Origin of the sequence: Paenibacillus cellulosilyticus (assembly GCF_003182255.1) — a bacterium.
GTDB classification, from domain to species: domain Bacteria; phylum Bacillota; class Bacilli; order Paenibacillales; family Paenibacillaceae; genus Paenibacillus_T; species Paenibacillus_T cellulosilyticus.
The window spans coordinates 36,061-61,349 of sequence record NZ_QGTQ01000034.1 but is presented as its reverse complement, the minus strand read 5'-3'; the positions used below and the strand labels follow the sequence as shown (position 1 = coordinate 61,349).

Here is a 25,289-nt window from a genome sequence, read left to right as displayed (position 1 = left end):
GAGGGGAAGTAAATGAGACATATAAATTCATTATTTTTGTCCGATCATCCTACAGGCTTAGGTGTTTACTCGAGAGAAGTGTTGAATAGAAATGTTGATTTTTTTAACGACAATCACTTTAATGCTTTATTGACAAACAATGAGATTACTGTGGGCACCAGAATGAACTCTGAACAATATGTTAATCGGAGAATTGCATTAAATCCAGTATTAAGAAGCCTATACCTCAATACCATCAATTCTGACTTCATGTATTCCTTCACACACCACGGTCGAACAGTGAAAAAAAAGGGAGCGCAAATTATTACAATTCACGACCTAATCCCCTTACATTTTCCCAATCAGTATAAAGGGCAATATTATTATTATAAGTACCTGTTGCCTAAAACAATCAAATATAGTGACAAAATCATTACGATATCTGAAGCGACAAAGGTAGATATTTTGAATCACTATACTGTCGATGAGGATAAGATAACTGTCATTCATAATGGATTCGAGCATTCGCAAGCAAAACCAAGTGAGGACCATATTGCAAGTATGCACGATCATCCCTATTTTCTAATGGTCGGAACGACCTTTCCTCATAAAAACCTTGATACCGTATTAAGAGCATTCAATATGATTAAAGATCAGATTGAACTGGACTGCATAATTGTTGGTAGAAAGTCGCCTTATTATGAGAGTCTAGAAAAAGTTATTCATCAATTGGGACTTGAACATAGAGTGAAACTGTTAGGCTATGTAAACGATTCTCAATTAGAGTGGCTTTACCGGAATGCATCAGTCTTTGTATATCCATCCTTATATGAGGGCTTTGGTTTACCTATTCTTGAGGCAATGGCCAAGGAGATCCCTGTATTGTGTTCCGACACCTCATCACTACCAGAGATAAGTGGAGGAGCAAGCATATTATTTAATCCAAGGAATGAGACAGAAATTGCAGAGCGTATAATTGAGATTTGTAATAATGGTGTTCTAAAACACGAGTTTATTACAAAAGGAACTGAAAATTTGAGAAGGTTCTCATGGGATATTACAAGTGAAAAAATAAAAGATGAGATAGCTGCTATGATATAACATGATTTGATATAACACGAAGGAAGGCAGAGTGAATTAACCATTGATGAACATTAATGTTAGCGATCATCTACCTCAGCTTCAAATCGTGTTATTTAAAGGTTGAAGGAAACGGGTGACATGAAATGATTCTGTTAACTTACGCCACTCTTGGTATAGGGTTTACCGCCACCATTTTTACTTGTTTCAGATTGAAAGACCCGTTTCATCCTTCGGTCCTGATGTCACTATTCTTCGGCATCCCATTGCTATTCAGCATGCAACGATTGTCTGATTTACAAAGCAGTGAATGGGAGTTCCAAACATATTTGCTCTTGATATATGCGATATGTATATTCATCATCCTACCAGCGGTATTATCAATTAAGCTTCCAAATAATAATGCTGTTAAATGGGAAGAAATATCTTTTAAGATGAGGCCTCTCTACTTGTACGGGATCAACTTATTTGCAATTGCATTGTATCTGGCAGAAAACAAGATAACATCAGGAGCAGTACTTCCATACTTGGCGATTCACGATAATGTCAATGTGCATACTGCTTCTGTGCCGATCGTTTCGATATTTACCACTGCACTGCCTGTTGTATTGGTCATTGTTAACTATCTTGCATCGCTACAACAACGAAAGAAATTATACTATCTGTTTATTATACTGCTTATAGCGCTGCCGCTATCGCGACTTGCACGGTTTGAGGTTGTAACGTCACTGCTTCCACTGGCTGCAATGATCTTCTATCGGACAAAGAAGAAGAAGCGCTTCGCATTTTGGGGTATTATTACAATGGTGCTCTTGATCTTTGCAGGTTCGTTCGTTGGTCAGTATCGGATGACTTACGGCGGTAAATATAATTATATCAGCTACAGCAAGTCGATCGGATTTACTGGACCCAAAGGGCCGTTCGAAGTCAACGCCATACTGTATGGGTACTTCCCGTTATCAATCGAAAACGTAGATCGGTTTGTTAAGAAAAATCCTAACTTTCACGATTATCAGTACGTTCAGTACACGTTTCGACCAGTAATGGCGGGCATTCTTCAGTTAGACAACTTACTACACGAAAACTATCATATGTATAAATTTGTTAATAAGATGCGGGATCCATTGAATGGAGCGGCTATAGTAGACACGGCGCTAATTGAATTTTCAATGGATTTTGGGTACGTCTTTTCATTTGTCCCGATGCTGTTATACGCGCTAATTGGTTATACACTTTATCATCGAGGACGGGTCGGCGGCGGTCATAAAATGCTGTACTATTTGCTTTTTGCTCAGGCGTTCCTGTTGTTCAGCTTTCAAAATGTTTTTATTGAATCGAGAGCTTTACACGCGTCAATATTCCTTATGGCATTGCTCGCTTTTGCAAAAAAATATCCGTTCGAGCAACCAATTAATGAAAGAAGTCGTTTGCTGGTGAGATCAGAGTTTTCAAAACTAGCGACATCAATGACATTTTTAATCATTGGAATTGTAATAATGATTATTTATTGAAAAAGGGTTGCTTTGGATGTATTTTATTCGGAATGGTTCTTCTATGAATGCTCCAAGAGTCGCATTATGTATTAATACAAAGTATAAATGGAGGTGAAATATCTTGAAGAATAAGGTAGCTGTAATAATTTTGAATTGGAATAGTTATAAAGACTGTTATGATTGTTTAAAGTCTCTAGAGATGCTGGAAAGAGTTGACTATGAAGTATTTCTTGTAGATAACGATTCTAATGATGACTCTTACATACGATTGCAGCAAGATTATGATAATAGAAAATTTGATCTAATCATTCATTTTATGAAGTCCGAGACTAATATTGGATTTGCAGGCGGTAATAACATTGGGATAAATGCAGCTAAAATATTAGGTTTTCAGTATTATTGGATGTTAAATGCGGATACGGAGATAGATTCAAGAGCTCTGTATTATATGATCGAGGGGATTAATCGTGATCCATCAATCGGGATTGTAGGATCAAAGATCTACTATTTCGGAACTAATAAAATTTGGTTTGCCGGTGGGAACATTAATACACTTTTCGGAACTTCGAGTCATATTGGACAACGTGAAGAGGATCATGGCCAATTTAATAACACAAGAGAGGTAGATTATATTTCCGGATGTAGTTTGTTATTTAAGGCAGAAGTTCTCGATGATATCGGATTCATGACGGAGGATTACTTCCTCTATTATGAAGAGAGTGAATGGAATGTTAAGGCAAAACAAGCAGGGTGGTTAATCAAGTTGATCCCTGATTCAATTGTGTATCACAAGGTCTCATCATCATCAGGGGGCGAACAAAATATCGCTCCATACGTTGCTTATTATGATCTTAGAAACGGATATAGGATGGTAAGAAGGACGCAAATCAGTCCAATGGGCTGGTTGTTCGCAAATGTAGGGCTGCTCAATAAAATATTAAGATATACTGTGAAAATTATCGTCAGAAGACAGGATCGTAAGAAGGAGCGATATTGGTATGTCGTCAAAGGGGTTAAAGATGCGATTATGAATAGAATGGGTAAACATCCAGCCTATCATTAGACTACAACGTGGTGGTTGATGAAGAGTTTAGTTGATAAGGTGGGTAAAGAATGAGTAAAAAAATATACATCATACATGAGAATGGAGCTCCTCGTCACTTTGAAGCTTTAATCTACTTAAATGAGCAGCAACGATTGTATGATGAGATCGTGTCATTGGAGTTTACATTTGTAAGACAGTTATTAAAAGGTGTTGTAAGGAAAAATCCAGATTTAATCGTACGGGCCATTAGGAATGCTCTCCTAATGGTCTATTTATTGTTCAGTCGAAACAAAACGATTATTGTTGGCGCTGCTCCTTATGATTCATTCATCTATTACTTGTACCTGTTGAAAAAAAATAACGAAATCATCTATTACTCTTCTTGGCCGTATTGGGACTATTCCAAGTATCCAAAGAAGCTTCGGTATTGGGGGCAGCTTCTCCTATGGAAGAAGTTTCTCGCGAACGTCCAAGTCGTCGGGGTAACGGAGAAAGTAACACAAGGGTTGAGTCAATTTACCCCTCGATCAATTGTCATTCCGCATTGCATTAACAGTGAAGTATTCACTCCAGCTGAAGTCAGAGAGAAAGCGCCATTTCGGATTATTTATGTAGGTAGGCTGATTGAGGAGAAAGGCATTGACCTCATTCTGCAGATCATGAACGAATGGAAGGGGGATAACCGGTTCGAATGGATCTTCGTTGGGGATGGCCCGTATCGGGACAAAATACAGGCGCTGGCTGACCAAGATGCCAACGTAACCTATTACGGGCAAATCAAGGATCCGGCACGATTAGCACAGTTGTATAATCAGAGTCATCTGCTATTCCTTCCATCGCAAACGATATCGATTTGGGAGGAACTTTTCGGTATTGTGCTTATCGAGGCGATGGCTTGCGGAGTGGTGCCATTATCTTCCAATGCTATTGGACCGAAGACAATTATTGATCATGACAAGGATGGATATCTGGTAGCTCCAGATGATATTCAATCGATGAAGAATCTCATCGCAGAACTAGCAGCCGACAGTAACAAATTTGATGAGATGTCGCGACGGGCGCAGGAGAAAGTGAGTCTAAGGTATACAATCTCGATTACATCCCAGCTTTGGTGGCAGACTCTTTCCAAGGATCCATCGCCTGTTTCTGTTGCCGCCAATGCCGAGCGCGTGAAAATAGGTGGTTGACCATGTCATTAAAACAAAAGGGTGCAGCAGCCTCTAAGTGGACGTCGTTATCAACCATTGTAGTAACGTTGGTCCAATTTGCTCAACTAGCAATTCTCTCCCGTCTACTTAATCCTTCGGATTACGGCATTATGGGGATGATTACGGTAGTTGTAGGGTTCGCTCAGATTTACAGCGATGTAGGTATATCCAATGCAATCATTTATCGGCAGGATATTAGCAGGCAGCAGCTATCAAGCCTTTATTATCTGAATGTATTGTCAGGTGTACTTGTACTCCTAGTTGTTCTTGCAGTGTCGCCGCTAATAGCTTGGTTCTATAACGAACCTAAGCTATTAACGCCTTTATGGTGGGTTTCATTAATCTTTATTATCATTCCAATCGGCCAACAATACCAAGTGCTCTGCCAGAAGGAATTGAAGTTTAATCAACTGGCAATTTTCGATATACTTTCATACTCTCTCGGTCTAGTAGTTGCCATTACATCGGCTTGGATGCAAGCAGGTGTTATGTCTCTAGTTCTGGGACAGTTGACAGTATCTTCGGTAAAAACACTTTGTCTTGTCTTGGTGGGAATGCGCTCATGGAAACCTGGGTTTCACTTTAAGTTCAATGAGGTTAAGGAGTTTATTAAGTTCGGCGCCTACCAGATGGGTGAAAAGACAATCCACTTTTTTAGTACGAATATAGATTACATTATCATCGGGAAAATGTTCGGTACTCAAGTTCTAGGTTACTACACGTTCGCTTATCAGTTAGCGATCATTCCTGTAATGAAAATTAATCCTGTCGTTACGCAAGTGGCACTTCCTATCTTTGCTCGCATCCAGCACGAGAAGAAGAAGTTACGGGAAGGGTATCTAACGGTTCTTCAATATTTGAGCATGATTAACTTTCCGATCTATGCTGGCTTAATTATTGCTTCGCCATTGTTCATACCGATTATGTTTGGTGACAAATGGAATGGAAGTATATTGTTTATTCAGGTGCTGTCGCTGATGGGGTTGATACGCTCTACTATTCAGCCTAATAATTCTTTACTTCTGGCGATTGGTAGAGCAGACCTAAGCTTCAAATGGACAGTCATCTCCATGTTCGTTCTACTTCCATCAATAGGTATTGGTGTTACAGTGGGGCAAGCCGAAGGAATTGCATGGGGGTACGTCGTTGCACAATGTATACTCAGTTTCATGAATTACCGCATGATTCGAAGAGTCATACGAACGAATTGGTTAGAGTATAGCTGGGTATTTATTCGACCCTTATCGTATTGTCTATGCATGATGGGTTATGTGTGGGGGATTCGTTCCATGAGTCAGGGAGCGCCAATTGTAAAGCTGGTTCTTGTTCTAATTGGTGCTGTATTGCTTTATTCCTTACTTACTTGGATCTTTAGCAAATCGGTAGTCAGAGAAATACTACGGTTAGTATTAAAGAAAACAGCAAAAACGGCAGTAGAAGCTTAGTAAAACAAAGTGTTTATTAACCTACATTAAATATATAAGGAGTGTTGAGAAATGAAAGGTATTATTCTCGCAGGCGGTACAGGATCGCGTCTTTATCCATTGACGAAGGTTACGAATAAGCACTTGCTTCCGGTTGGTCCATATCCGATGATTTATCACTCGATTCATAAATTGAAGAATGCAGGTATCGACGACATCCTCATTGTCACTGGACGTGACCATATGGGCGATGTCGTTAATCTTTTGGGCAGCGGTTATGAATTCGGTGTTTCATTCTCTTACAAAGTACAAGACCAAGCTGGCGGTATCGCACAGGCACTCGGTCTTGCACGCAGCTTCATTCAAGATGAGCCAATGGCTGTTATCCTAGGCGATAATATCTTCTCGGATGACATTACCCCATATGTAGAAAACTTCAAGCGCCAGGGCACTGGCGCTAAAATTTTGCTCAAAGAAGTACATGATCCGGAACGTTACGGCGTTGCTGAGCTGGATGGCGATCGTATTCGCTCGATCGAAGAGAAACCGAAACAAGCGAAGAGCAATTACGCTGTAACGGGTATTTACATGTACGACGCGCAAGTATTTGAGATTGTGAAGACGCTGAAGCCTTCGGGACGCGGTGAAATGGAGATTACGGACGTTAACAATGCTTATATCGAGCGTGGTTTATTGACCTATGATGTGCTTGATGGCTGGTGGACGGATGCGGGAACGCATGAATCGTGGAACAAAGCTAATGAACTGCTCCGTAACGAACAATTCGATCTTAGCTTCGGACGTCAACCAGTAGCGGCAGCTAAGTAAAGGAGTCAGCGATCACGATGAAAATCATACCAACGAAATTAGATGGAGTCCTGGTGATCGAGACGGATGTATTCGGCGATCATCGGGGCTTTTTTACTGAAAGCTACAATGAAGAGAAGTTCAAGGCAGCAGGGGTCGAATACAACTTCATTCAAGATAATCATTCCCTCTCATCGGAAGCGGGAACGGTTAGAGGACTGCACTTCCAATTGGCTCCGAAAGCTCAGACAAAGCTGGTGCGTGTCGCAGCCGGTGCAATCTATGATGTGGCGGTAGATCTTCGTGGAGGTTCGTCGACTTACGGGCAGTGGGTTGGCGTTATCCTGAGTGAATCGAATAAACGTCAATTGCTTGTACCGAAGGGCTTCGCGCATGGCTTCTGTACGCTGACGCCGAATACGCAGGTCATGTACAAAGTGGATGAGTATTATTCACGTGAGCATGACCACGGCATTCTGTGGAACGATCCGGATATCGGAATCGACTGGCCAACCGATCGGGTTGTGCTGTCGGATAAGGATAAGGTCCATCCAGGTATTCGCGAAGCGGGCATCTATTTCTAGAACATAAAGGAGCAATTACATATGAAACTATTGGTAACGGGTGGAGCAGGATTCATTGGAAGTAACTTTGTTCGATACATGCTGGAGAAGCATCCGAGCTATAAGATCGTAAATCTCGATAAACTTACTTATGCTGGAAATCTCGAGAATCTGAAGGATGTCGAGAACAATCCGCAATATACATTCGTCAAAGGCGACATTGCGGATGCGCAATTAATTGCACAGCTGCTGGATGAACATGAAATCGATGTGCTGGTCAACTTTGCAGCTGAATCTCATGTGGATCGCAGCATTACAGAGCCAGGTATTTTCATTCAAACGAATATTTCCGGAACACAAGTGCTGCTAGATGCTGCAAGAACGAAGGGAATTCAGAAATACGTTCAAATCTCGACCGATGAGGTCTATGGTTCACTCGGCGAGACGGGCTACTTCACAGAAGAAACGCCGCTGGCGCCAAACAGTCCGTATTCTGCTAGTAAAGCAGGAGCAGATCTACTTGTTCTGGCGTATCACGAGACGTATGGCATGAACGTTAACATTACGAGATGCTCGAATAACTATGGTCCTTATCACTTCCCAGAGAAGCTGATTCCGCTCATGATTACGAACGCACTTGAAGGTAAACAGCTTCCGGTATATGGCGATGGATTGAATGTACGTGACTGGCTGCATGTGCAAGATCATGCGAAGGCAATCGACCTTGTCATTCATAAAGGTGAGTCCGGTGAAGTGTACAATATCGGCGGTCACAATGAACGGAAGAACATTGAAATTGTCGAGCTGATCCTGGAACGACTGGGCAAGTCGAAGGAACTGATTAAGTATGTGACAGACCGCTTAGGCCATGATCGTCGTTATGCGATTGATCCGACGAAACTGACCGAACAGCTGGGCTGGCAGCCGGATTATACGTTCGAGACGGGCATTGCCGAGACGATCGAATGGTATCTGGCGAATGAAGCATGGTGGCGCAGCATTAAGTCCGGCGATTATATGAACTATTACAGCAAGCAATACGGAGAGCCGTTGTATGGATAAGAAGCGGGTTCTCATTACAGGTGCGAACGGACAACTTGGCGTTGACTTGGTTGAGCAGCTCCAAGAATATGATGTTTATGGTCTTGGGAGAGCTGAGTTGGATGTTGCGAATGCAGAGCAGGTGCATCAAATCGTTCAGCAATTGAAGCCAGATGTTATCATCCACGGTGGTGCCTATACGAAGGTTGATCAAGCTGAGTCAGAGCCCGATCAAGCATACAGCATTAACGGATATGGAACTCGCAACATCGCGTCAGCTGCAGCAGCAGTTGGCGCGAAGCTCGTGTACGTAAGCACGGATTATGTATTTAATGGGCAAGGTGTTGAGCCTTATGACGAGTTTGCCGCTATTGACCCAATAAATGTGTATGGCCGCTCGAAATGGATAGGTGAGCGATTCGTCGAGACACTTCACTCCCGTTATTTCATCGTACGTACCTCATGGGTATATGGGCAGCATGGGGCGAACTTCGTAAAGACGATGTTGAAGCTTGGCAAGGAGAAGGGACAGGTATCGGTCGTACATGACCAAGTGGGCTGTCCAACCTTTACGAAGGATCTTGCTGCATGTATTGCAACGTTAATCGAGACTGAACAATACGGTACGTATCATGTATCGAATAGCGGTAGCTGCTCGTGGTTTGAGTTCGCAGAAGCAATCTTCCGCTTGTCTGGTTTGGATGTGCAGTTAACGGCTGTAACATCGGATCAATTCATTCGACCTGCTGCGAGACCTTCTTACTCTGTCTTCGACCATATGTCTCTGCGACTGGGCGGTTTTCCTGAGATGCGTCATTGGGAAGCGGCATTGGAGCAATATTTATCTGAAAATGGTTATAGGAGTGATACGAGTGAAAATCGTACTATTATCGGGCGGATCGGGTAAGCGGCTGTGGCCGCTATCTAATGATATGCGTTCCAAGCAATTTCTTCCGTTACTACAAAATCCTCAAGGTGAGGATGAATCAATGGTTCAGCGTGTTTGGCGACAACTAAAGAACGTCGGGTTATCTACTAATAGCTTTATTGCCACAGGAAGAGCACAAGTGGAGCTGCTCCAGAGTCAATTGAATAATGAAGCGACTATCATTGTTGAGCCAGAGCGTCGAGATACGTTCCCTGCAATCGCACTCGCTGCAGCATATTTGTACTCTGTCGAGGGTGTATCGTTGAACGAAGTTGTTACAATAATGCCAGTTGATCCATTTGTCAGTGATGATTTCTTCTCGCATGTGGTGGAGTTGGAGCATGCGATTAAAGAATCGGATGCAGAACTGGCCCTAATGGGTGTTGTACCAGATTCACCTTCAGAAAGCTTTGGCTATATCGTTCCTGTTCACAATACAGGAGTAAGTAAAGTTGAACAATTTAAAGAAAAGCCCCGCAAGGAAGAAGCCGCAGCTCTAATCAATAGAGGTGCGCTTTGGAACTGTGGGGTTTTTGCATTCCGTCTCGATACATTGATTAATCTATTGATCTCCATGAATTTACCAATCCAATATGACGAGATGTGCAAGCAGTATCGTAATCTGCCTAAGAACAGCTTTGATTATGAAGTTGTTGAAAAACTGCAGAACATTGTTGTTACTCGATATGTCGGACAATGGCGTGACCTAGGAACTTGGCACACATTAACGAGTGAGATGGATGCTTCGGTATATGGCAAAGGTGTTGTCACTGAGGATAGTATCAATACTCACCTTGTCAATGAGCTTGAAATTCCAATCACAGTAATTGGTTTGTCCAATGTAGTGGTTGCGGCAAGTCCTGACGGTATTCTGGTATCGGATAAATCGCACAGCCCTCGGATTAAAGAATTGAGCGGTGATTGGAATCAGCGTCCTATGTATGAAGAGCGTCGGTGGGGACAGTACAAAGTTGTAGATTTCATTCGATACGATGATGGGCGCGAAGTATTGACGAAGCGAATTACAATCACAGCTGGTCGTAACTTAAGTTACCAATACCATATGATGCGCAGTGAAGTTTGGACGGTTATTGGCGGTGAAGGCGAGATGGTACTGGACGGTCAGTATCGGCGTATTGCTGCAGGTGACGTCATCCAAGTTCCTGCTGGAATGAAGCATACCATTCGAGCGATTAATGATTTGGAGATTATTGAAGTGCAAAGTGGCTCTGAATTGATTGAAGAGGATATTGTGCGGCTGTGCATGGACTGGACTGAAATCATGAGCTACACACACTAAAGACAAAAGTATGGGAGTGGAGAAAAAATGAAACTGGCTGTTATCGGCACTGGCTATGTTGGACTCGTATCAGGCGTTTGCTTCGCGCATTTGGGAAATGAGGTTATATGCGTAGATAAGGTGAATGAGAAAATCGAGATGCTGGGTAGAGGTGAAGTACCCATCTATGAGCCCGGGTTAAAAGAGTTGATCGATACGAATGTGGAAGCGGGCAGACTGCGGTTTTCAACTGATCTTGCCGATGCCGTTAATAAGTCGGATATCGTCATTCTTGCTGTCGGCACACCATCGCTTCCGAATGGGGAAGCAAATCTAACTTATATTAAGCAAGCTGCTGCAGAGATAGGAGCGGCTATCAACGATTATAAAGTGATCGTGACCAAGAGCACGGTACCCGTTGGAACGAATGAGAAAGTGGCCGCAATTATTGCGGAACAAACAAATCAGCGATTTGATGTTGCTTCCGTTCCTGAGTTTTTACGCGAGGGTTCAGCTATTCGGGATACGTTGAATCCAGATCGCATTGTTATTGGAACAACCAGTGAGAAAGCTCAGGAATGGCTTACGCAACTTCACTCGCCTCTGACGGATAATATTCTCGTTACAGATATTCGCAGCGCTGAAATGATCAAATACGCTTCTAATGCCTTCTTGGCTACGAAGATTTCATTCATCAACGAGATCGCGAATATCTGCGAGAAGGTCGGAGCAGATGTTACGAAGGTCGCTGAAGGAATGGGCCATGACAATCGGATTGGTCGTTCATTCTTGAAGGCAGGCATCGGATATGGGGGCTCTTGTTTTCCTAAAGACACGCAAGCACTTATTCAAATTGCAGGGCATGTTGACTATGAGTTCAAACTGTTGAAGTCAGTAGTGGAAGTAAACCAGGATCAACGATTCAATGTTATTCGTAAACTGGAAGCTATACTCGATGACCTGCAAGGGAAGACCATTGCAATATGGGGATTGGCCTTTAAGCCGGAAACGGATGATATACGTGATGCGCCAGCAGTTGAGATCATTCAGACCTTATTGCAGCGTGGTGCTAGTGTGAAGGCGTATGACCCGGTAGCTACTTCGAACTTTAGTCGACTTATCTCACATCCACAACTGAAATATTGTGATAGCAAGGAAGAAGCGGTTGCTAATGCAGATGCGTTATGCCTGCTAACGGAATGGAAAGAATTCGCGGAGATATCCCTGCTCGAGCTTGAAGGGTTATTACGAAAACCTATTCTGATTGACGGCAGGAATGTATTCAGTGAAGAGGAACTGTCTCAGACTTCATTCATTTATTACTCGGTTGGACGTCCTAATATGAACCACGGCGTGCGTGATGAAAGTCCAGTCCTGTTGTTCTAGGAAGTAACATTAATAGAGTGGTAAGAAAGGATTCATTATGCGGAAATTATTAGTGTTTCTCATAGTATTCATACTCTTAAGCTCGATTGGACTTGTTACGAATGATACACAGGCAGCTGAATCGACATCCACTGCAGTCAAGACAACAAGCACAAAGGTGCTGTTGTTCACCAAGACAGACGATTTCAGACATGATTCTATACCAGCTGCAATCGAAACGATTAAAGAACTTGGTAAGTCTAACGGGTTTGAAGTAGACACAACCGAGAATAGCAGTGTATTTACAGATCAAGAGCTGTCGAAATACAAGGCAGTTGTGTTCCTGCTTACAACTGGTGACGTACTCAATGAATCACAACAGGCTGCATTCGAACGTTATATTAAAGCGGGAAATGGTTACGTTGGGGTGCACGCGGCAGCTGACACGGAGTATGACTGGAAGTGGTATGGAGGACTTGTTGGTGCATATTTGAAAAAGCATCCGGTCGATCAGAAGGCAACAATAATAGTAGATGATCGAACTCACCCATCAACTTCAATGTTACCTCAACGTTGGGAGCGAACGGACGAGTGGTATGACTATCAAATAAACCCAAGAGGTAACGTTCATGTGCTAGCTCGATTAGACGAGAGCACTTACAGCGGTGGAACAATGGGGATTGATCATCCAATATCATGGTGCAGCAGATATTCTGGGGGACGTTCCTGGTATACAGGTGGAGGGCATTCAGCAGCATCTTATTCGGAACCTTTGTTTCAACAGCATTTGCTTGGCGGAATACTATATGCAACTGGGCTGAAGTATGGAGATTGCGATGCTACAGTCGATCGATCCTTTGAGAAAGTAGTCCTGGATAATAACACGACAGATCCAATTCAGATGTCATTTGCACCGGATGGTCGACTTTTCTATATCGAGCGTAATGGTAAGATTAAGCTCTATAATCCTAAGAACTCAACAACGAAAATAGTAGGCCAGTTAAACGTATCTGTAATTGGTGATGATGGCCTAATGAGTGGAATAGTTGATCCTCAGTTCCAACATAATCATTGGTTCTATACCCTGTATTCTCCGGCAGGGAGTGAGGATATTTATCGAGTATCAAGGTTTGTTATTAAGAATGATCAGTTGGATATGGGGTCAGAGAAAGTCCTGCTTCGCATCCCGATTCAAAGAAAAGATTGCTGCCACGGTGGTGGTGGAATGGCATTCGACTCGAAAGGCAACTTGTATATTCCAATCGGTGACAATACCAATCCGTTCCTGTCTGATGGATTTGCTCCATTAGACGAAAGAGCAGGGCAGGCGGTGAAAGACTCCCAGCATACGGCAGCCAACTCCAATGATCTTCGCGGTAAAATATTACGTATTAAACCAACTGAAGAAGGCTCCTATACAATTCCAGATGGGAACTTGTTCTCGAAGGATGGGAAAGAAGGGCGTCCCGAAATCTACATTATGGGAGTGCGTAACCCCTTCCGTATATCAATCGATACTACAAACGATCGTCTTTATTTTAGCGATGTAGGTCCGGATGCTAATGCTGATGATCCGAATCGTGGTCCACGTGGCTATGATGAATGGAACTATGCAGATTCAGCAGGAAACTATGGCTGGCCGTATTGCATAGCTGACAATAAGGCTTATCAGGACTATAACTTCGCAACAAGTTCATCTTCAGGCCCGTTCGATTGCAGTCATCCTACTAACGATTCTCCGAATAATACGGGTACGAAGGTTCTGCCGGCGGCTAGACCAGCGTGGTTATGGTATCCGTATGGAGACTCCGCGGAGTTTCCTCAGTTGACGAATGGGACGGGAAGAACGGCGATGGCGGGACCGATCTATCGGTTTAACTCGAATAACAAATCAGACATTAAACTGCCACAGTATTATAACAACAGCTTGTTCTTGTATGATTTTTCACGAGGTTGGATTAAGGAAGTAAGATTTGATGAGAAGGGTAAGATGATATCGATCCTTCCATTCCTCTCTTCAATCAAGTTGTCCAATCCGGTAGATGTCCAATTTGGACCCGATGGAGCAATGTATGTACTTGATTATGGTGCCTATGGTGATCCGTCAGCATCTGGCGAAGCGCAATTAATTAAGATCCGCTACACACTGGGTGCTAATGCTCCAATTGCAGCTGCGCAAGCCAGTGTTATTTCTGGTAAAGCGCCATTGACAGTAAAGTTCACTAGTAAGGGCACATATGATCCTGATGGAGATAAGCTTACTTATTTGTGGAGCTTCACCAAGGATAATATCGTAAACTCCAGATTACCTAATCCAACGTACACTTTTCGCAAGCCAGGAAATTATACCGTGAAGTTGAAGGTTTTCGATTCAACGGGTAGATATTCCATTGTGAGAATACCAATTACGGTCGGTAATACTTTGCCGACCATTAAAGTAGAGGAGCCTGTTGATGGGGGATTCTTCGAATGGGGAGAGCAAGTCAATTACCGTGTGGTTGTAACGGATGCGGAGGATGGCAGCACGACCAGCGGGAAAATTCCTTGTTCAAAGGTAACGGTTGATGCACTGTTAGGACATGATCAACATACCCATACAACCAAGGAACAGAAGGGCTGTGAAGGGCAATTCACTGCTTTGAACGGGCATTCGGATGGAGATAACTTGTTCTATGTCGTTAATGTAAGCTATACGGATAAAGGGACTGCTCAATCCAATGCACTAACAGCGACCCGTCAAATTACGCTCCAGCCGAAGCGTAAACAAGCAGAGCACTACACGAATATGGATGGTGTCCAATTAAGAGATGTGGGCGGTATTAAATATCTAGGCTTTATCGATCACGGAGATTGGATTTCGTACAATCCAGTGAACTTGAAAAATATTAACTCGATTCAGTATCGTGTGGCCTCTGCAGGTAAAGGCGGATTCATTGAGGCAAGGCTGGATTCACCAGATGGGACGCTAATTGCGAAGGCTACAGTACCTGTAACGGGTGGATGGCAAAACTTTGTAGATATTAGTGTTCCAATTACCGCTCCTGAAGGTACACACGAACTGTATTTCGTATTCAAGAATCGAGCAGGAGATCAGAGCTTATTCAATATCGATTGGATTCAATTTAATGGCAAAGGGATATCACATCCGTAGCACAGATTAATAGAGAAGAAGGGGATGCTGAATGGCTAACAGAGTCGGAATGAAAGAAGATTCCTTACCGATAGAATTGCAATTGTTGCTATCAATTATCAGTGATGAGACGGTACACACGGAGGATTATATTCGTAATTTGATAGAACAATCTATCGATTGGGACACGTTCGTTCTGTTAGCTTATCAACATCGCGTCTATCCAGTTGTTGCATCCAGAATTAAAAGCAGCTATGAGACTCTATTTCCAATTGAAGTGAACAAACAACTAAGTCAAATGTACATTCGTAATACGTTTCAGATGCTGAAATTAACGGCAGAGATGGAGAAGCTATGCCGTGAGCTGGAAACTCAGCATATCCGATCGCTAGTCTTAAAGGGGCCGGTGCTTGCTGAAGCTCTTTATGGTGATTTTTCATTACGTACATCCAAGGATGTCGATCTGCTTGTGTCCAAGGATGATTTGGCTCTAGCCGAAAAAGTAATTTTACAACAAGGATATAAACCAGATAAAGAAACACTCCAAGTCTTAAACAGTTTATTTGTGAAGGATCATCACATAGGATATACACATCCTGAGACGGGTGTGCAGGTTGAATTGCATTGGAGAATGAGTCCTGATACATATAAGGAACCTGCTTTCTCTGAGCTTTGGGAGCGAAGAAGATCAACGGTCAAAACCAATTATCCTGTACATTATTTGGGCCATGAAGATTTATTCGTATATTTGGTTTTACACGGGGCTCGGCACGGATGGTTCCGACTTCGTTGGCTGGCTGACGTCGATCGTATGATCAGAGAAGGATTGAACTGGGATGCTGTATTTGATGGTTTCCAGTATCAGGATAGTATGCATGTAAGTGAACAAACGTTACTATTGTCAGAACTACTATTCAATTCTCCTTCAGTTGAGCATCCCAAACGGTTACACTATGAGTTCGACAATCGAGCTTTAGAACTTGCCCAAGAAGCCTTAAAGATGATCACAGAGCTTGTGAATTTTAAGGAAACACAATCTGCAGATGAAGCTAACGCATATTTCGAACGTTACAATATGCTCTTAATGTCACCTCAACAGAAGTGGAAGCAGATGCTTAGCACGCTCTACCCCAGCTCCCAAGACGCCCAACTGCTCCCTCTCCCCAAATGGCTCCACTTCATGTACTTCCCGCTGCGTCCATTCCTATGGGCTTGGCGCAAGAAGAAGCAGCAGCAGGCTTCGGCGTAGGGTAGGGAGCATAAACACAACTTGTCGCTTTGCCGGAAATTGTAGGAAAACTTTTTTGGAAAAATTGCTCAAGACGTCAAACCTTATGAGAAGATGCTTCGTATATACTATAGAGCATCAAACAACAAAGGTACTCGCAGTCTTTCTTTCCCTAAGCAAACCTGTCGATTGCTGTAAATCTTTAAAGAAAGAAAACATTTTTTTTAAAATCATAGTTACAATCTGTATCATTTATAGTATCATTGTTACATAAGGTATCAGGAGGTCGCCATGAGCTTAATCTTCGGTGTGCACTATAACGAACAAAAAACGATATCATCTGAGGAATGCGAATCTTACGTCTCAGCAATGCAAGGCTATCAGATCGGTAAGATTCAATGCTGGCAAGAGGAATCGATTTGTTTGATGAACGGCACACAGTCGGTACTGCCATCGCACCTCGATATTCAGATGCCTTATGATGATCGCAATGGTCTAGTCATTACTGCGGATGCGATTATCGACAACCGTGACGAACTGTATCAACGCTTGGAGCTCACATCAGACCGCCGAATCATTGCTGATGCGGAGCTGATCCTTCTAGCCTATCGCAAGTGGGGCATTAATGTCCCTCGCTACCTGATCGGCGACTTCGCTTTCGTTATATGGGATCAGCGGAAGAAGCTGCTGTTCGGTGCACGAGATCTTATCGGGAATCGGACGCTATATATCCAGAACAATGGATACCATTTTGCCTTCTCAACGATGATGAAGCCACTGCTGGCGCTGCCCGGTGTGAGGAAGTCGGTTCGTGAATCTTGGATGGCGGAGTTCCTTGCGATACCAATCGTTCTTGATTCGGTAGACAGTCACTCAACGGTGTATGCGGATATTGATCAGATTCCAGCAGCCCATCAGTTTACATTATTCAGCGGCAAATTGAAGGTCGAACGCTATGGCGTAGTAGCACCACAAGAAGAGCTTCGACTTCGCTCCAATGACGAGTACGAAGAAGCATTCTTGGATGTGTATGCACAAGCGGTACGATCACGGCTGATAACAGATCGGTCGATTGGCGCAACGTTAAGTGGCGGACTCGATTCTGGTTCGGTTGTTAGTCTAGCCGCTGGCGAGTTGTATAAGGCTGGTAAGCCTCTGCATACCTTCAGCTATATTCCGCCAGAGGACTTCGTGGACTGGACGGTGCGAAGTCGAGTGGCAGATGAACGTCCTTTCATACGGGAGACAGTTCAACACGTCGGTAATATTCAAGATCAGTATCTCGACTTCCAAGGGAAGAGCCCGTTATCCGAGATGGATGATTGGTTGGATCTGCTGGAAGCACCTTATAAGTTCATTGAGAATTCGTTCTGGATCAAAGGTATTCATGAGCATGCGGCCGCACAAGGAATTGGTTTGTTGCTGACGGGTGCCAGGGGGAATCATACGATCTCTTGGGGCTCCGCCATTGAGTACTATGTGTACTTACTTAAGCATCTCCGTCTCGTAAAGCTTCATCAAGAGCTGAAGCAGTACGGGCGAAGGATGGGGGTTGGGCGTAAGCGTCTCATTCCTATGATTGGCAAGTACGCATTCCCTCAATTGACACAATCTCCATTCTCGCATTCGCAGCCTTCTGATCTCCAATTGATTCATCCTTCTCTTGCACAGCGAACCGATGTGTTCGAGCAGCTTCGATCCCATGATGTCGGTATTGGAGGGTTCGCAACCGATATAGTGGTCGATCGTCAGCGGCTGTTCGAGACACCTTCTGTCATGAGCATGCAGGGGACATCAGGAACAAAGCTTTCTCTCCGATATGGCGTCATTGAGCGGGACCCAACCTGTGATCCCAGAGTCGCTCGATTTTGTCTGTCCCTCCCGCTGGACCAATTCGTTCAGAATGGGATGGACCGTTCACTCATCAGGCGCTCTATGAAAGGGCTGCTGCCAGATAAAGTTCGTCTCAATCAACGATATCGTGGTGTGCAAGGCTCGGATTGGCTCCACCGTATGCTTCCTTCCTGGCAAATATTTGTGGAGGAGCTTGAAACAATGTGCACCAGTGGCATTGGAGCGGAATGGATGAATATGGATCTGATTAGAGCGTCCCTTAGTAAACTTAAACACGATCCTCGCCCTGAGCTTGCATTCGATCCTGATATGAGAGTGTTAATTCGCAGCATGGTGGTATACCGCTTCCTGAAGCGAATTGGCTAATCATAATCATCATCCAAACCGCATGAAAGGGGGTGAAATCAATGAGCAAAAAGAATTGGCAAGCACCAGTAGTAGAAGCGCTGGAAATCAGCGAAACGATGGCAGGTGCAGGTACGAAGTATATCGACTACTTCTTCACTGACAAAGGCCTCGAACTCGATATCACGGATGCAGCAGATCCAGGTTCCACAATCTACGGTCCAGCACCGACAGTAACGATTTCCTAGTCTTTCATCATCGCATACTTAACCGGAACTCTAGTATAGTACTTGTACTGTCCTAGAGTTCTCCCTAATAAAGAGGGTGAACATCATTTCTGATTTGACATATAAGCAATACGAGGCATTCGGTCTCAGTTTCCGTAGTGAGATTCTTCTTCCTGAACTCAGGGAGTTGAATAATGCCTCACTAGTAGCAGATGTGAGCATTATATACGGCGACATATTGCCAGCATGGAATCGGTTCAACGCACCAGAGAACCATTTCGTCTATTCCAACAATACCCTCTACTTCGCTATCGAGAACGTCGCACTATTCGGCATCACTGGTGGACATACGATCACTGTTGACCCCGCACCGGATTGCGACATGCGCAAGCTGCGTTTGTACCTCCTGGGCACTTGTATGGGTGCTATTCTGCTGAACCGGCGCATTCTGCCGCTGCATGGCAGTGCGTTTGTCATTGACGGTCAGGCATATGCCATTGTTGGTGAGTCAGGAGCAGGTAAGTCGACGCTCGCCGCTTACTTCTCTCAACAGGGCTATAAGCTGCTTACGGACGATGTGATCGCGGTGTCGATTGATCCCGTAACCGGTCGTGCGATGGTTATTCCATCTTATCCGCAGCAGAAGCTGTGGGAGGAGAGTATCGACGGGCTGCAGCTGGACAATCAATATGAAACGCTGTACGAGGAGCAGGATCGAACGAAATACGCAATTCCCGTGCAGGATCGATTCATGACCGAAACGATACCGTTGGCAGGCATCTTCGAATTAAACAAGTCTGAACATTCTGACATTAAATTCGAGAAGCTGTCCGGCATTACCTGCATGCCGCTGTTATTCACGCATACGTTCCGCAATTTTCTCGTTTCGCTGCTGGGACTGAACCAATGGCATTTTACATCAACCGCGTCTATAACATCTCAGACAGCAGTCTATCGGCTCCACCGGCCAACGTCACATTTTACAGTACAGCAGCTATTCGATACGATTATGAGCCAAATAAAGGAAGGGGTATCAGTCCAATGAGTATCACGATCCAAGACTCGGTAGTACAAGCGCAAGGCAATCTCGCTAGCCAAATGGGCGGCGAAACCGTCATGATGAGCATTGAATCCGGCAAGTATTACAATCTCGGCGAGATTGGCGGACGTATCTGGGAGCTGGTTGCTGCACCGATTAGTGTGAGCGAGCTTGTGTCCAAGCTGACGGGAGAGTACGAGGTTACGACAGAAGAATGCGAAGCGCAAGTTATTCATTTTCTCGAAAATCTAGCCAGTGAGAAGCTCGTCATTGTGCAAGAAGCGGCTGCGATCTAACCGTGACCCTGATCGAGAGGAGACAGCCCATCGTGTGGAGAGTAGGCAAAAAATTAATAACCATGCCGATGGAACAGAAGCGGATGTATGCGGAGGCCTACTTGTATCTTGGGTGGGCACGGATTCTTAAGCAACTTCCGTTCGCGAAGGTAGCTCCGACGCTTGGCGTTCGGACGTCAGAGTCTCCGTTCGAGCATGATCCGGCGCAGGACCGATTGCTGGGTAGCATTTCCCGGGCAATTCAGCGCATGAGCCGCCATACTTGGTGGGAAAGCATGTGCATGGTTAAAGCAATCGCAGCGATGAAGATGCTGGAGCGACGTGGTATATCGAGCACACTTTACATGGGGACGGCCAAGGATTCCTCTGGCAAAATGATCGCTCACGCATGGCTGCGCAGTGGTCCTTATTATTTGACTGGCTATGAAGAAATGGCCCAATTTACCGTCGTTGGCACATTCGCCAACAGCGGAAAACAAAAGAAGCATCAGGATCATAGAAGGGGGTGAACTTATGACGGAACTTATATATTTCATGAAAAAGCTTCACAACGTCGCAGGCACGAAGTTGTATGCCAATTTTATCGGGATGATGCTGATTAGTTCCATAGAAGGCGTCTCCATCTACCTGCTCATTCCGCTGCTTGGATTGACAGGTATTTTCAATTTGGGATCGTTGACGATTCCCTTTCTCGACAATGTGAACAGCATCGTTCATCAGATCCCGGAGCGAATACAGTTCGTAACGATGATTACATTGTATGTGCTGCTCGTCATCGGGCAGGCTGTAATTCAACGTAACCAGACGGTCCTGAATACACGTATTCATCAAGCATTTATTCGTAGTCTGAGATTATCGACTTATCGCGATCTGTTGCAAGCAGAATGGAAGTTATATTTGCGAACCCGTAAATCAGATATCAATCACATCCTGAACAATGAGCTTGTTCGTATTATTCAAGGCACCAGCCTTGCGATGAAACTCGCCACGACTATTATCTTTACCCTCATTCAAGTTGCGTTTGCCCTATGGCTATCCTTCAAGCTGACCCTTCTCGTGCTGCTATGTGGCACTCTGATGGCAATTTTTTCAAGACGCTTCTCCCGACGTGCGAAAACAATTGGCGTTGAGACGACCGAGCTAACTAAGAGTTATATAGCCGGCATCACCGACCATTTCAATGGAATAAAAGATATTAAGACCAACATGCTCGAACGCCAGCATTACAACTGGTTCCTAGCGCTGTGCAAGCAACTGGAGAGCAACTTCACGAAGTTCGCGAAGCTGCAGACAGGCACGCAATTGTTTTACAAAATAACGTCCGCGGTTCTGATCGGTTTGTTCATCTATACATCCTTTGAAGTGCTGCATGTGTCAGGCGGGGAGTTAATGCTTATCGTTGTGATTTTCTCGCGGCTATGGCCGAAGTTTATAACCCTTCAGAACAGCTGGGAGCAAATTGTGACCTCGATTCCTGCATTTACGAGTCTGATGGATTTGCAGAAGGAATGCGAGGAGGCGAAGGAGTTTGAGCTGAGAGGCGCAAGCGAAGAACTCAGCATCCGTATGCAGTCCGATATCGAATGCCATAACGTGTCCTATCGGTACGATCTGAATAAGCCGGACTATGCCCTTAAGGATGTGAACATCCGAGTACCAGCGAATAGCATGACTGCAATCGTAGGCAAATCTGGCGCTGGCAAAAGTACGCTGATTGATCTACTGATCGGACTTGTGCGGCCAGAGAGCGGAGAGGTACTGTATGACGGCGTTCCGCTGACCGCGCACAATACGCTTGCGCATCGTCGTATGGTCAGCTATGTGCCGCAGGATCCATTCTTGTTCCACTCCAGCATTCGGGACAACCTTAAGCTGGTTGATCCGCATGCAATTGACGAGCGGCTGTGGGAAGCGCTGCGGTTCGCAGCAGCAGAGGACTTCGTTCGGAAGCTCCCCGATGGACTCGATACGATTATTGGCGATCGCGGCATCCGGTTGTCTGGTGGCGAGAGGCAGCGGCTCGTTCTTGCAAGAGCAATTCTTCGCAGGCCGTCGATTCTCGTGCTTGATGAGGCGACTAGTGCGCTGGACAACGAGAATGAGGCGAAGGTACAAGCCGCGCTGGAGCGGCTGAAAGGCTCGATGACGATTATTGTCATCGCTCATCGGCTGTCGACGATTCGCAATGCAGATCAGGTCATTGTCATCGAGCAGGGCCGCGTCGTACAGCAGGGCGCTTATCACCAGCTGTCGTCCGAGACGAGAGGGACGTTCAGTCGTTTGTTGTCGTACCAGGAGGCGGGATTAAATTCGTAGTAACAGTATCGGACAGGGGGTTTCACCCATTTCACGCAAATGGAAACGAATCATCATTTGGACGGCTTCATCCTTGTCGCTCATCATCATTGCCGTCGTCAGCTACGTCATCTATGTAGCTATTCAAATCGAGCATACCGCGAACAAAATCTACGAGGAGCCGACTCGTCCGGTATACGTCAGCAAAGATCCAGAGGCAACGCCGACGCCGACGAAACCGGTCTCCATTGAAGATAAGGATGCATTCACGGTTCTGATGCTTGGGGTCGATCAGCGAGCGAATGATCCGGGACGCTCCGATACGATCGTCATTTTATCCGTTAATCCGAAGAAAAACTCGGTTCTCATGTTCAACATTCCACGGGATACACGTACGGAGATTATTGGGCATGGGACGACTGACAAAATCAATCACGCATACGCATTCGGCGGCGTCGATATGTCGCTTCAAACGATTGAGCATTTCCTTGACTATCGAATCGACTATTACGTCAAGGTCAATATGGAGAACTTCAAGACGTTCATCGATTTGATCGGCGGGGTAGAGGTCAACAATCCCTTCCAATTTGATTATGAGGGTCATAACTTCGCACAAGGATCACTGGAGCTCGATGGTGAACTGGCATTGTCCTACTCCCGTATGCGTTACGACGATCCGCGCGGCGACTTCGGTCGGAATACGAGGCAGCGCGATATTCTTCAATCCGTTATGCACCACGCAGTCAATATTCAGAACGTCACGAAGATCCAATCGATTCTCGACGAGGTTGGCAACGGTGTGAAGACAAACATTACGTTCGATGAAATGAAGACATTTGCATCGCAATACCGCTCGGTGATCGATCATGTCGACACGGTCGAAATCAAGGGGACCGGTAAGACTATAAGCGGCATTTGGTACTATATCGTCGAGCCGGAAGAGCAAGAGCGGATTCACAATATGTTGAAAGAGCATCAGCAGACGAATTAGAGGCCTTTCTATGCCTGTATTGATACAAAATGTATCACTAAAATCTCTTAAGTAGGCTAATGCCAATCCAACTGTAGCGAAGAGGAGAATTCCAATGACCCGTGCATTTGATGTACAAGGCCGTAAGCTCAGCACAGTACAGTCAGAATGGATGGCAAGCAACGATCTTTCGGTTCTCATATCGATCGACAGCGTCCGTGGCAAGTCCGTTCAATCGGGCGAGTCAGCGGTAAAACCGGTTTGGATCTGTGATTCTAGCTTACAGTTCGTTTCGGCGCTGAATCTGCCTATTAACGGGAACTATACGGTTCAGCTGCAAGTCACCATCAGCGGGCGACGGACGATGCTGTTAGGTCGAATCACATGGAGACGCAAAGATAAGAAGGGATATATGTATAACTGCCAATTCACGGGCGGACAGCTTAAGCGGCTGCATTGGAATCTTCAGCTGGTATTGAGAGAATGGCTGCAAATGTCGACGGACGAGCGTCGCAAGAGCTACGAGCGCAGCAGCATGCTGCTGGATAACGGGGTTGGCCGCGGATTGCTGGTCGACGTAATCGGATGAAACCAATGAAGCGATCGATTCGAATCCGCTTGGAGAGCGGCACGGTCGCGCATGTATCGATATGCAGCATCGATGGACGGTCGGTGCAGACGCGAGCGGCGAAGGTGCTCGTCAACTATTTGAGCACAGATAGCATCGAGTTTATGACCTATCTGAAACTGCCGGCTGATTCGAAGCTGGAGCTGCATTTTGACCTCCGATTTAATGAGTGGCATTTCAGCTTAGTCGGCCATTTGGATTCACGGCTGGGAACGAGGGACGGCAATCTATACGTCTACCAATGTGCCCTTCAGCCGGATACGAATATCCGCAAGGCGATTGTGCGTGCGCTGGAGCAGGTGCTTCAGCGAATGAGTCCGGGAGCGACGTATGTGCATGCGTTGTACCGTAGACAGGAGACGACGCGATAGTCGCATTTCAGCTCCTAGGGCTTGCCCTATATTTGCAGTTCTGAACGTACAACTCTCTCATACAATAATAAGGACAATCCCGTTATTGGATGGGAGGGAGAGCTGTTGGCTTGGCGATCCAGAAGACGCCGATTTGTGAAGCAATGGCTCTTTCTGATCGGTATTGTCATCGTATGTGGGTGGCTGACGACCAAAGGGCTTCAAATGCTGTTCACAACGGGACGGGCCGAGGAAGCGGAGCATGTTGTCGACGAATTTTATAAGCTCGAGCAGGAAGGCGACTACGGAAGCTCGTGGGAGCTGCTGCATTCTTCAATGAAGGAACATTATCCAAAGGACGAATACATCCAGAAGCGTGCGCACATCTTCATGCAGGATTTCAAGTCGGAGACCTATCTCTACGAGATTGGCAAATCCAGATCGGTATCCAGCTTTCAATTGAAAGAGAACGGGAAAGAAACCGAACTGGATCATGTGTATGCGGTTGAAGTAACGCAAGATTTCGACACGCTGTATGGGCCAATTCAATTGGTTCAAATGTGCTACGTGGCGGAAGAGAACGGTGAATGGTCACTATTATGGAAGATAGAGTAATAGATAACGACAAAACTCGGGCGTCGCTATTGACATTCATCGATATTTGTCATAAATTTAACTTAAAAGATACGGATTGTATCAGTTACGTTATAATATG

At 44.9% G+C, this 25,289-nt stretch carries 23 protein-coding genes; all 23 read left to right on the top strand.

Annotated features, from left to right (window positions below; genetic code table 11):
• Window positions 1-12 precede the first annotated feature (12 nt).
• The gene (locus tag DFQ01_RS26800) at window positions 13-1,080 is read left to right on the top strand and encodes a glycosyltransferase family 4 protein (protein ID WP_110047010.1); all 1,068 of its coding nucleotides are present in this window, start codon (window positions 13-15) and stop codon (window positions 1,078-1,080) included.
• A gap of 125 nt (window positions 1,081-1,205) precedes the next feature.
• Window positions 1,206-2,570 carry an O-antigen polymerase gene (locus DFQ01_RS26795; protein ID WP_110047009.1) on the top strand — a complete coding sequence of 455 codons (1,365 nt, stop codon included), beginning with the start codon at window positions 1,206-1,208 and terminating at the stop codon, window positions 2,568-2,570.
• Between the two features lie 103 nt (window positions 2,571-2,673).
• Window positions 2,674-3,615 (top strand): glycosyltransferase family 2 protein, encoded by a 942-nt coding sequence (locus tag DFQ01_RS26790; RefSeq protein ID WP_174812828.1) that lies wholly within the window; start codon window positions 2,674-2,676, stop codon window positions 3,613-3,615.
• 245 nt (window positions 3,616-3,860) lie between these two features.
• Window positions 3,861-4,784 carry a glycosyltransferase family 4 protein gene (locus tag DFQ01_RS26785; RefSeq protein WP_181394752.1) on the top strand — a complete coding sequence of 308 codons (924 nt, stop codon included), beginning with the start codon at window positions 3,861-3,863 and terminating at the stop codon, window positions 4,782-4,784.
• 2 nt (window positions 4,785-4,786) lie between these two features.
• Complete coding sequence (locus DFQ01_RS26780) at window positions 4,787-6,250, top strand: MOP flippase family protein (RefSeq protein WP_110047006.1); 1,464 nt, start codon at window positions 4,787-4,789, stop codon at window positions 6,248-6,250.
• 51 nt (window positions 6,251-6,301) lie between these two features.
• Window positions 6,302-7,057 (top strand): sugar phosphate nucleotidyltransferase, encoded by a 756-nt coding sequence (locus tag DFQ01_RS26775; protein WP_110047005.1) that lies wholly within the window; start codon window positions 6,302-6,304, stop codon window positions 7,055-7,057.
• 17 nt (window positions 7,058-7,074) lie between these two features.
• Window positions 7,075-7,620: a dTDP-4-dehydrorhamnose 3,5-epimerase gene (gene rfbC / locus DFQ01_RS26770; protein ID WP_110047004.1), complete on the top strand. Its 546-nt coding sequence runs from the start codon at window positions 7,075-7,077 to the stop codon at window positions 7,618-7,620.
• Between the two features lie 21 nt (window positions 7,621-7,641).
• Entirely contained in the window at window positions 7,642-8,661 is a 1,020-nt protein-coding gene (rfbB, locus tag DFQ01_RS26765; RefSeq protein WP_110047003.1) for a dTDP-glucose 4,6-dehydratase, read from the top strand.
• Complete coding sequence (gene rfbD, locus DFQ01_RS26760) at window positions 8,654-9,547, top strand: dTDP-4-dehydrorhamnose reductase (RefSeq protein ID WP_110047002.1); 894 nt, start codon at window positions 8,654-8,656, stop codon at window positions 9,545-9,547. Before rfbB ends, rfbD begins: the two co-directional genes overlap by 8 nt.
• Complete coding sequence (locus tag DFQ01_RS26755) at window positions 9,513-10,868, top strand: sugar phosphate nucleotidyltransferase (protein ID WP_110047001.1); 1,356 nt, start codon at window positions 9,513-9,515, stop codon at window positions 10,866-10,868. The genes rfbD and DFQ01_RS26755 overlap by 35 nt, the downstream gene beginning before the upstream one ends.
• Before the next feature lie 27 nt (window positions 10,869-10,895).
• Complete coding sequence (locus DFQ01_RS26750) at window positions 10,896-12,233, top strand: UDP-glucose dehydrogenase family protein (protein ID WP_110047000.1); 1,338 nt, start codon at window positions 10,896-10,898, stop codon at window positions 12,231-12,233.
• Between the two features lie 37 nt (window positions 12,234-12,270).
• Window positions 12,271-15,363 (top strand): ThuA domain-containing protein, encoded by a 3,093-nt coding sequence (locus DFQ01_RS26745; protein ID WP_110046999.1) that lies wholly within the window; start codon window positions 12,271-12,273, stop codon window positions 15,361-15,363.
• Between the two features lie 31 nt (window positions 15,364-15,394).
• Window positions 15,395-16,591 (top strand): nucleotidyltransferase domain-containing protein, encoded by a 1,197-nt coding sequence (locus tag DFQ01_RS26740; RefSeq protein ID WP_110046998.1) that lies wholly within the window; start codon window positions 15,395-15,397, stop codon window positions 16,589-16,591.
• Window positions 16,592-16,861: 270 nt separating this feature from the next.
• A complete protein-coding gene (locus tag DFQ01_RS26735) occupies window positions 16,862-18,790 on the top strand; it encodes an asparagine synthase-related protein (RefSeq protein ID WP_110046997.1) in 1,929 nt (642 codons plus the stop codon).
• A gap of 41 nt (window positions 18,791-18,831) precedes the next feature.
• Entirely contained in the window at window positions 18,832-19,017 is a 186-nt protein-coding gene (locus tag DFQ01_RS26730; RefSeq protein WP_110046996.1) for a paeninodin family lasso peptide, read from the top strand.
• A 166-nt stretch (window positions 19,018-19,183) separates the two neighbouring features.
• Window positions 19,184-20,041, top strand: coding sequence for a phosphoenolpyruvate carboxykinase (ATP) (locus DFQ01_RS26725; RefSeq protein ID WP_146216929.1), 858 nt, complete (start codon window positions 19,184-19,186; stop codon window positions 20,039-20,041).
• A complete protein-coding gene (locus DFQ01_RS26720) occupies window positions 20,038-20,331 on the top strand; it encodes a lasso peptide biosynthesis PqqD family chaperone (RefSeq protein ID WP_110046994.1) in 294 nt (97 codons plus the stop codon). Before DFQ01_RS26725 ends, DFQ01_RS26720 begins: the two co-directional genes overlap by 4 nt.
• Window positions 20,332-20,399: 68 nt before the next feature.
• Window positions 20,400-20,840 (top strand): lasso peptide biosynthesis B2 protein, encoded by a 441-nt coding sequence (locus DFQ01_RS26715; RefSeq protein WP_110047026.1) that lies wholly within the window; start codon window positions 20,400-20,402, stop codon window positions 20,838-20,840.
• A gap of 4 nt (window positions 20,841-20,844) precedes the next feature.
• Entirely contained in the window at window positions 20,845-22,647 is a 1,803-nt protein-coding gene (locus DFQ01_RS26710) for an ABC transporter ATP-binding protein (RefSeq protein ID WP_110046993.1), read from the top strand.
• A gap of 73 nt (window positions 22,648-22,720) precedes the next feature.
• The gene (locus tag DFQ01_RS26705; RefSeq protein WP_245946901.1) at window positions 22,721-23,617 is read left to right on the top strand and encodes an LCP family glycopolymer transferase; all 897 of its coding nucleotides are present in this window, start codon (window positions 22,721-22,723) and stop codon (window positions 23,615-23,617) included.
• A 94-nt stretch (window positions 23,618-23,711) separates the two neighbouring features.
• On the top strand, window positions 23,712-24,185 hold the full coding sequence (locus DFQ01_RS26700; RefSeq protein ID WP_110046991.1) for a hypothetical protein: 474 nt from the start codon (window positions 23,712-23,714) through the stop codon (window positions 24,183-24,185).
• Window positions 24,186-24,190: 5 nt separating this feature from the next.
• Window positions 24,191-24,595: a hypothetical protein gene (locus DFQ01_RS26695; protein WP_110046990.1), complete on the top strand. Its 405-nt coding sequence runs from the start codon at window positions 24,191-24,193 to the stop codon at window positions 24,593-24,595.
• Window positions 24,596-24,700: 105 nt separating this feature from the next.
• Window positions 24,701-25,189 carry a hypothetical protein gene (locus DFQ01_RS26690; RefSeq protein ID WP_110046989.1) on the top strand — a complete coding sequence of 163 codons (489 nt, stop codon included), beginning with the start codon at window positions 24,701-24,703 and terminating at the stop codon, window positions 25,187-25,189.
• The last annotated feature ends 100 nt before the right edge of the window (window positions 25,190-25,289 follow it).

What these genes read in the sequence shown, in the direction of transcription:
- DFQ01_RS26800 (WP_110047010.1), top strand. Translation starts at nt 13, where the DNA reads ATGAGACATATAAATTCATTATTTTTGTCCGATCATCCTACAGGCTTA.
- DFQ01_RS26795 (WP_110047009.1), top strand. Translation starts at nt 1,206, where the DNA reads ATGATTCTGTTAACTTACGCCACTCTTGGTATAGGGTTTACCGCCACC.
- DFQ01_RS26785 (WP_181394752.1), top strand. Translation starts at nt 3,861, where the DNA reads ATGGTCTATTTATTGTTCAGTCGAAACAAAACGATTATTGTTGGCGCT.
- DFQ01_RS26780 (WP_110047006.1), top strand. Translation starts at nt 4,787, where the DNA reads ATGTCATTAAAACAAAAGGGTGCAGCAGCCTCTAAGTGGACGTCGTTA.
- DFQ01_RS26775 (WP_110047005.1), top strand. Translation starts at nt 6,302, where the DNA reads ATGAAAGGTATTATTCTCGCAGGCGGTACAGGATCGCGTCTTTATCCA.
- rfbC (WP_110047004.1), top strand. Translation starts at nt 7,075, where the DNA reads ATGAAAATCATACCAACGAAATTAGATGGAGTCCTGGTGATCGAGACG.
- rfbB (WP_110047003.1), top strand. Translation starts at nt 7,642, where the DNA reads ATGAAACTATTGGTAACGGGTGGAGCAGGATTCATTGGAAGTAACTTT.
- rfbD (WP_110047002.1), top strand. Translation starts at nt 8,654, where the DNA reads ATGGATAAGAAGCGGGTTCTCATTACAGGTGCGAACGGACAACTTGGC.
- DFQ01_RS26750 (WP_110047000.1), top strand. Translation starts at nt 10,896, where the DNA reads ATGAAACTGGCTGTTATCGGCACTGGCTATGTTGGACTCGTATCAGGC.
- DFQ01_RS26745 (WP_110046999.1), top strand. Translation starts at nt 12,271, where the DNA reads ATGCGGAAATTATTAGTGTTTCTCATAGTATTCATACTCTTAAGCTCG.
- DFQ01_RS26740 (WP_110046998.1), top strand. Translation starts at nt 15,395, where the DNA reads ATGGCTAACAGAGTCGGAATGAAAGAAGATTCCTTACCGATAGAATTG.
- DFQ01_RS26735 (WP_110046997.1), top strand. Translation starts at nt 16,862, where the DNA reads ATGAGCTTAATCTTCGGTGTGCACTATAACGAACAAAAAACGATATCA.
- DFQ01_RS26730 (WP_110046996.1), top strand. Translation starts at nt 18,832, where the DNA reads ATGAGCAAAAAGAATTGGCAAGCACCAGTAGTAGAAGCGCTGGAAATC.
- DFQ01_RS26720 (WP_110046994.1), top strand. Translation starts at nt 20,038, where the DNA reads ATGAGTATCACGATCCAAGACTCGGTAGTACAAGCGCAAGGCAATCTC.
- DFQ01_RS26715 (WP_110047026.1), top strand. Translation starts at nt 20,400, where the DNA reads ATGGAACAGAAGCGGATGTATGCGGAGGCCTACTTGTATCTTGGGTGG.
- DFQ01_RS26710 (WP_110046993.1), top strand. Translation starts at nt 20,845, where the DNA reads ATGACGGAACTTATATATTTCATGAAAAAGCTTCACAACGTCGCAGGC.
- DFQ01_RS26700 (WP_110046991.1), top strand. Translation starts at nt 23,712, where the DNA reads ATGACCCGTGCATTTGATGTACAAGGCCGTAAGCTCAGCACAGTACAG.
- DFQ01_RS26695 (WP_110046990.1), top strand. Translation starts at nt 24,191, where the DNA reads ATGAAGCGATCGATTCGAATCCGCTTGGAGAGCGGCACGGTCGCGCAT.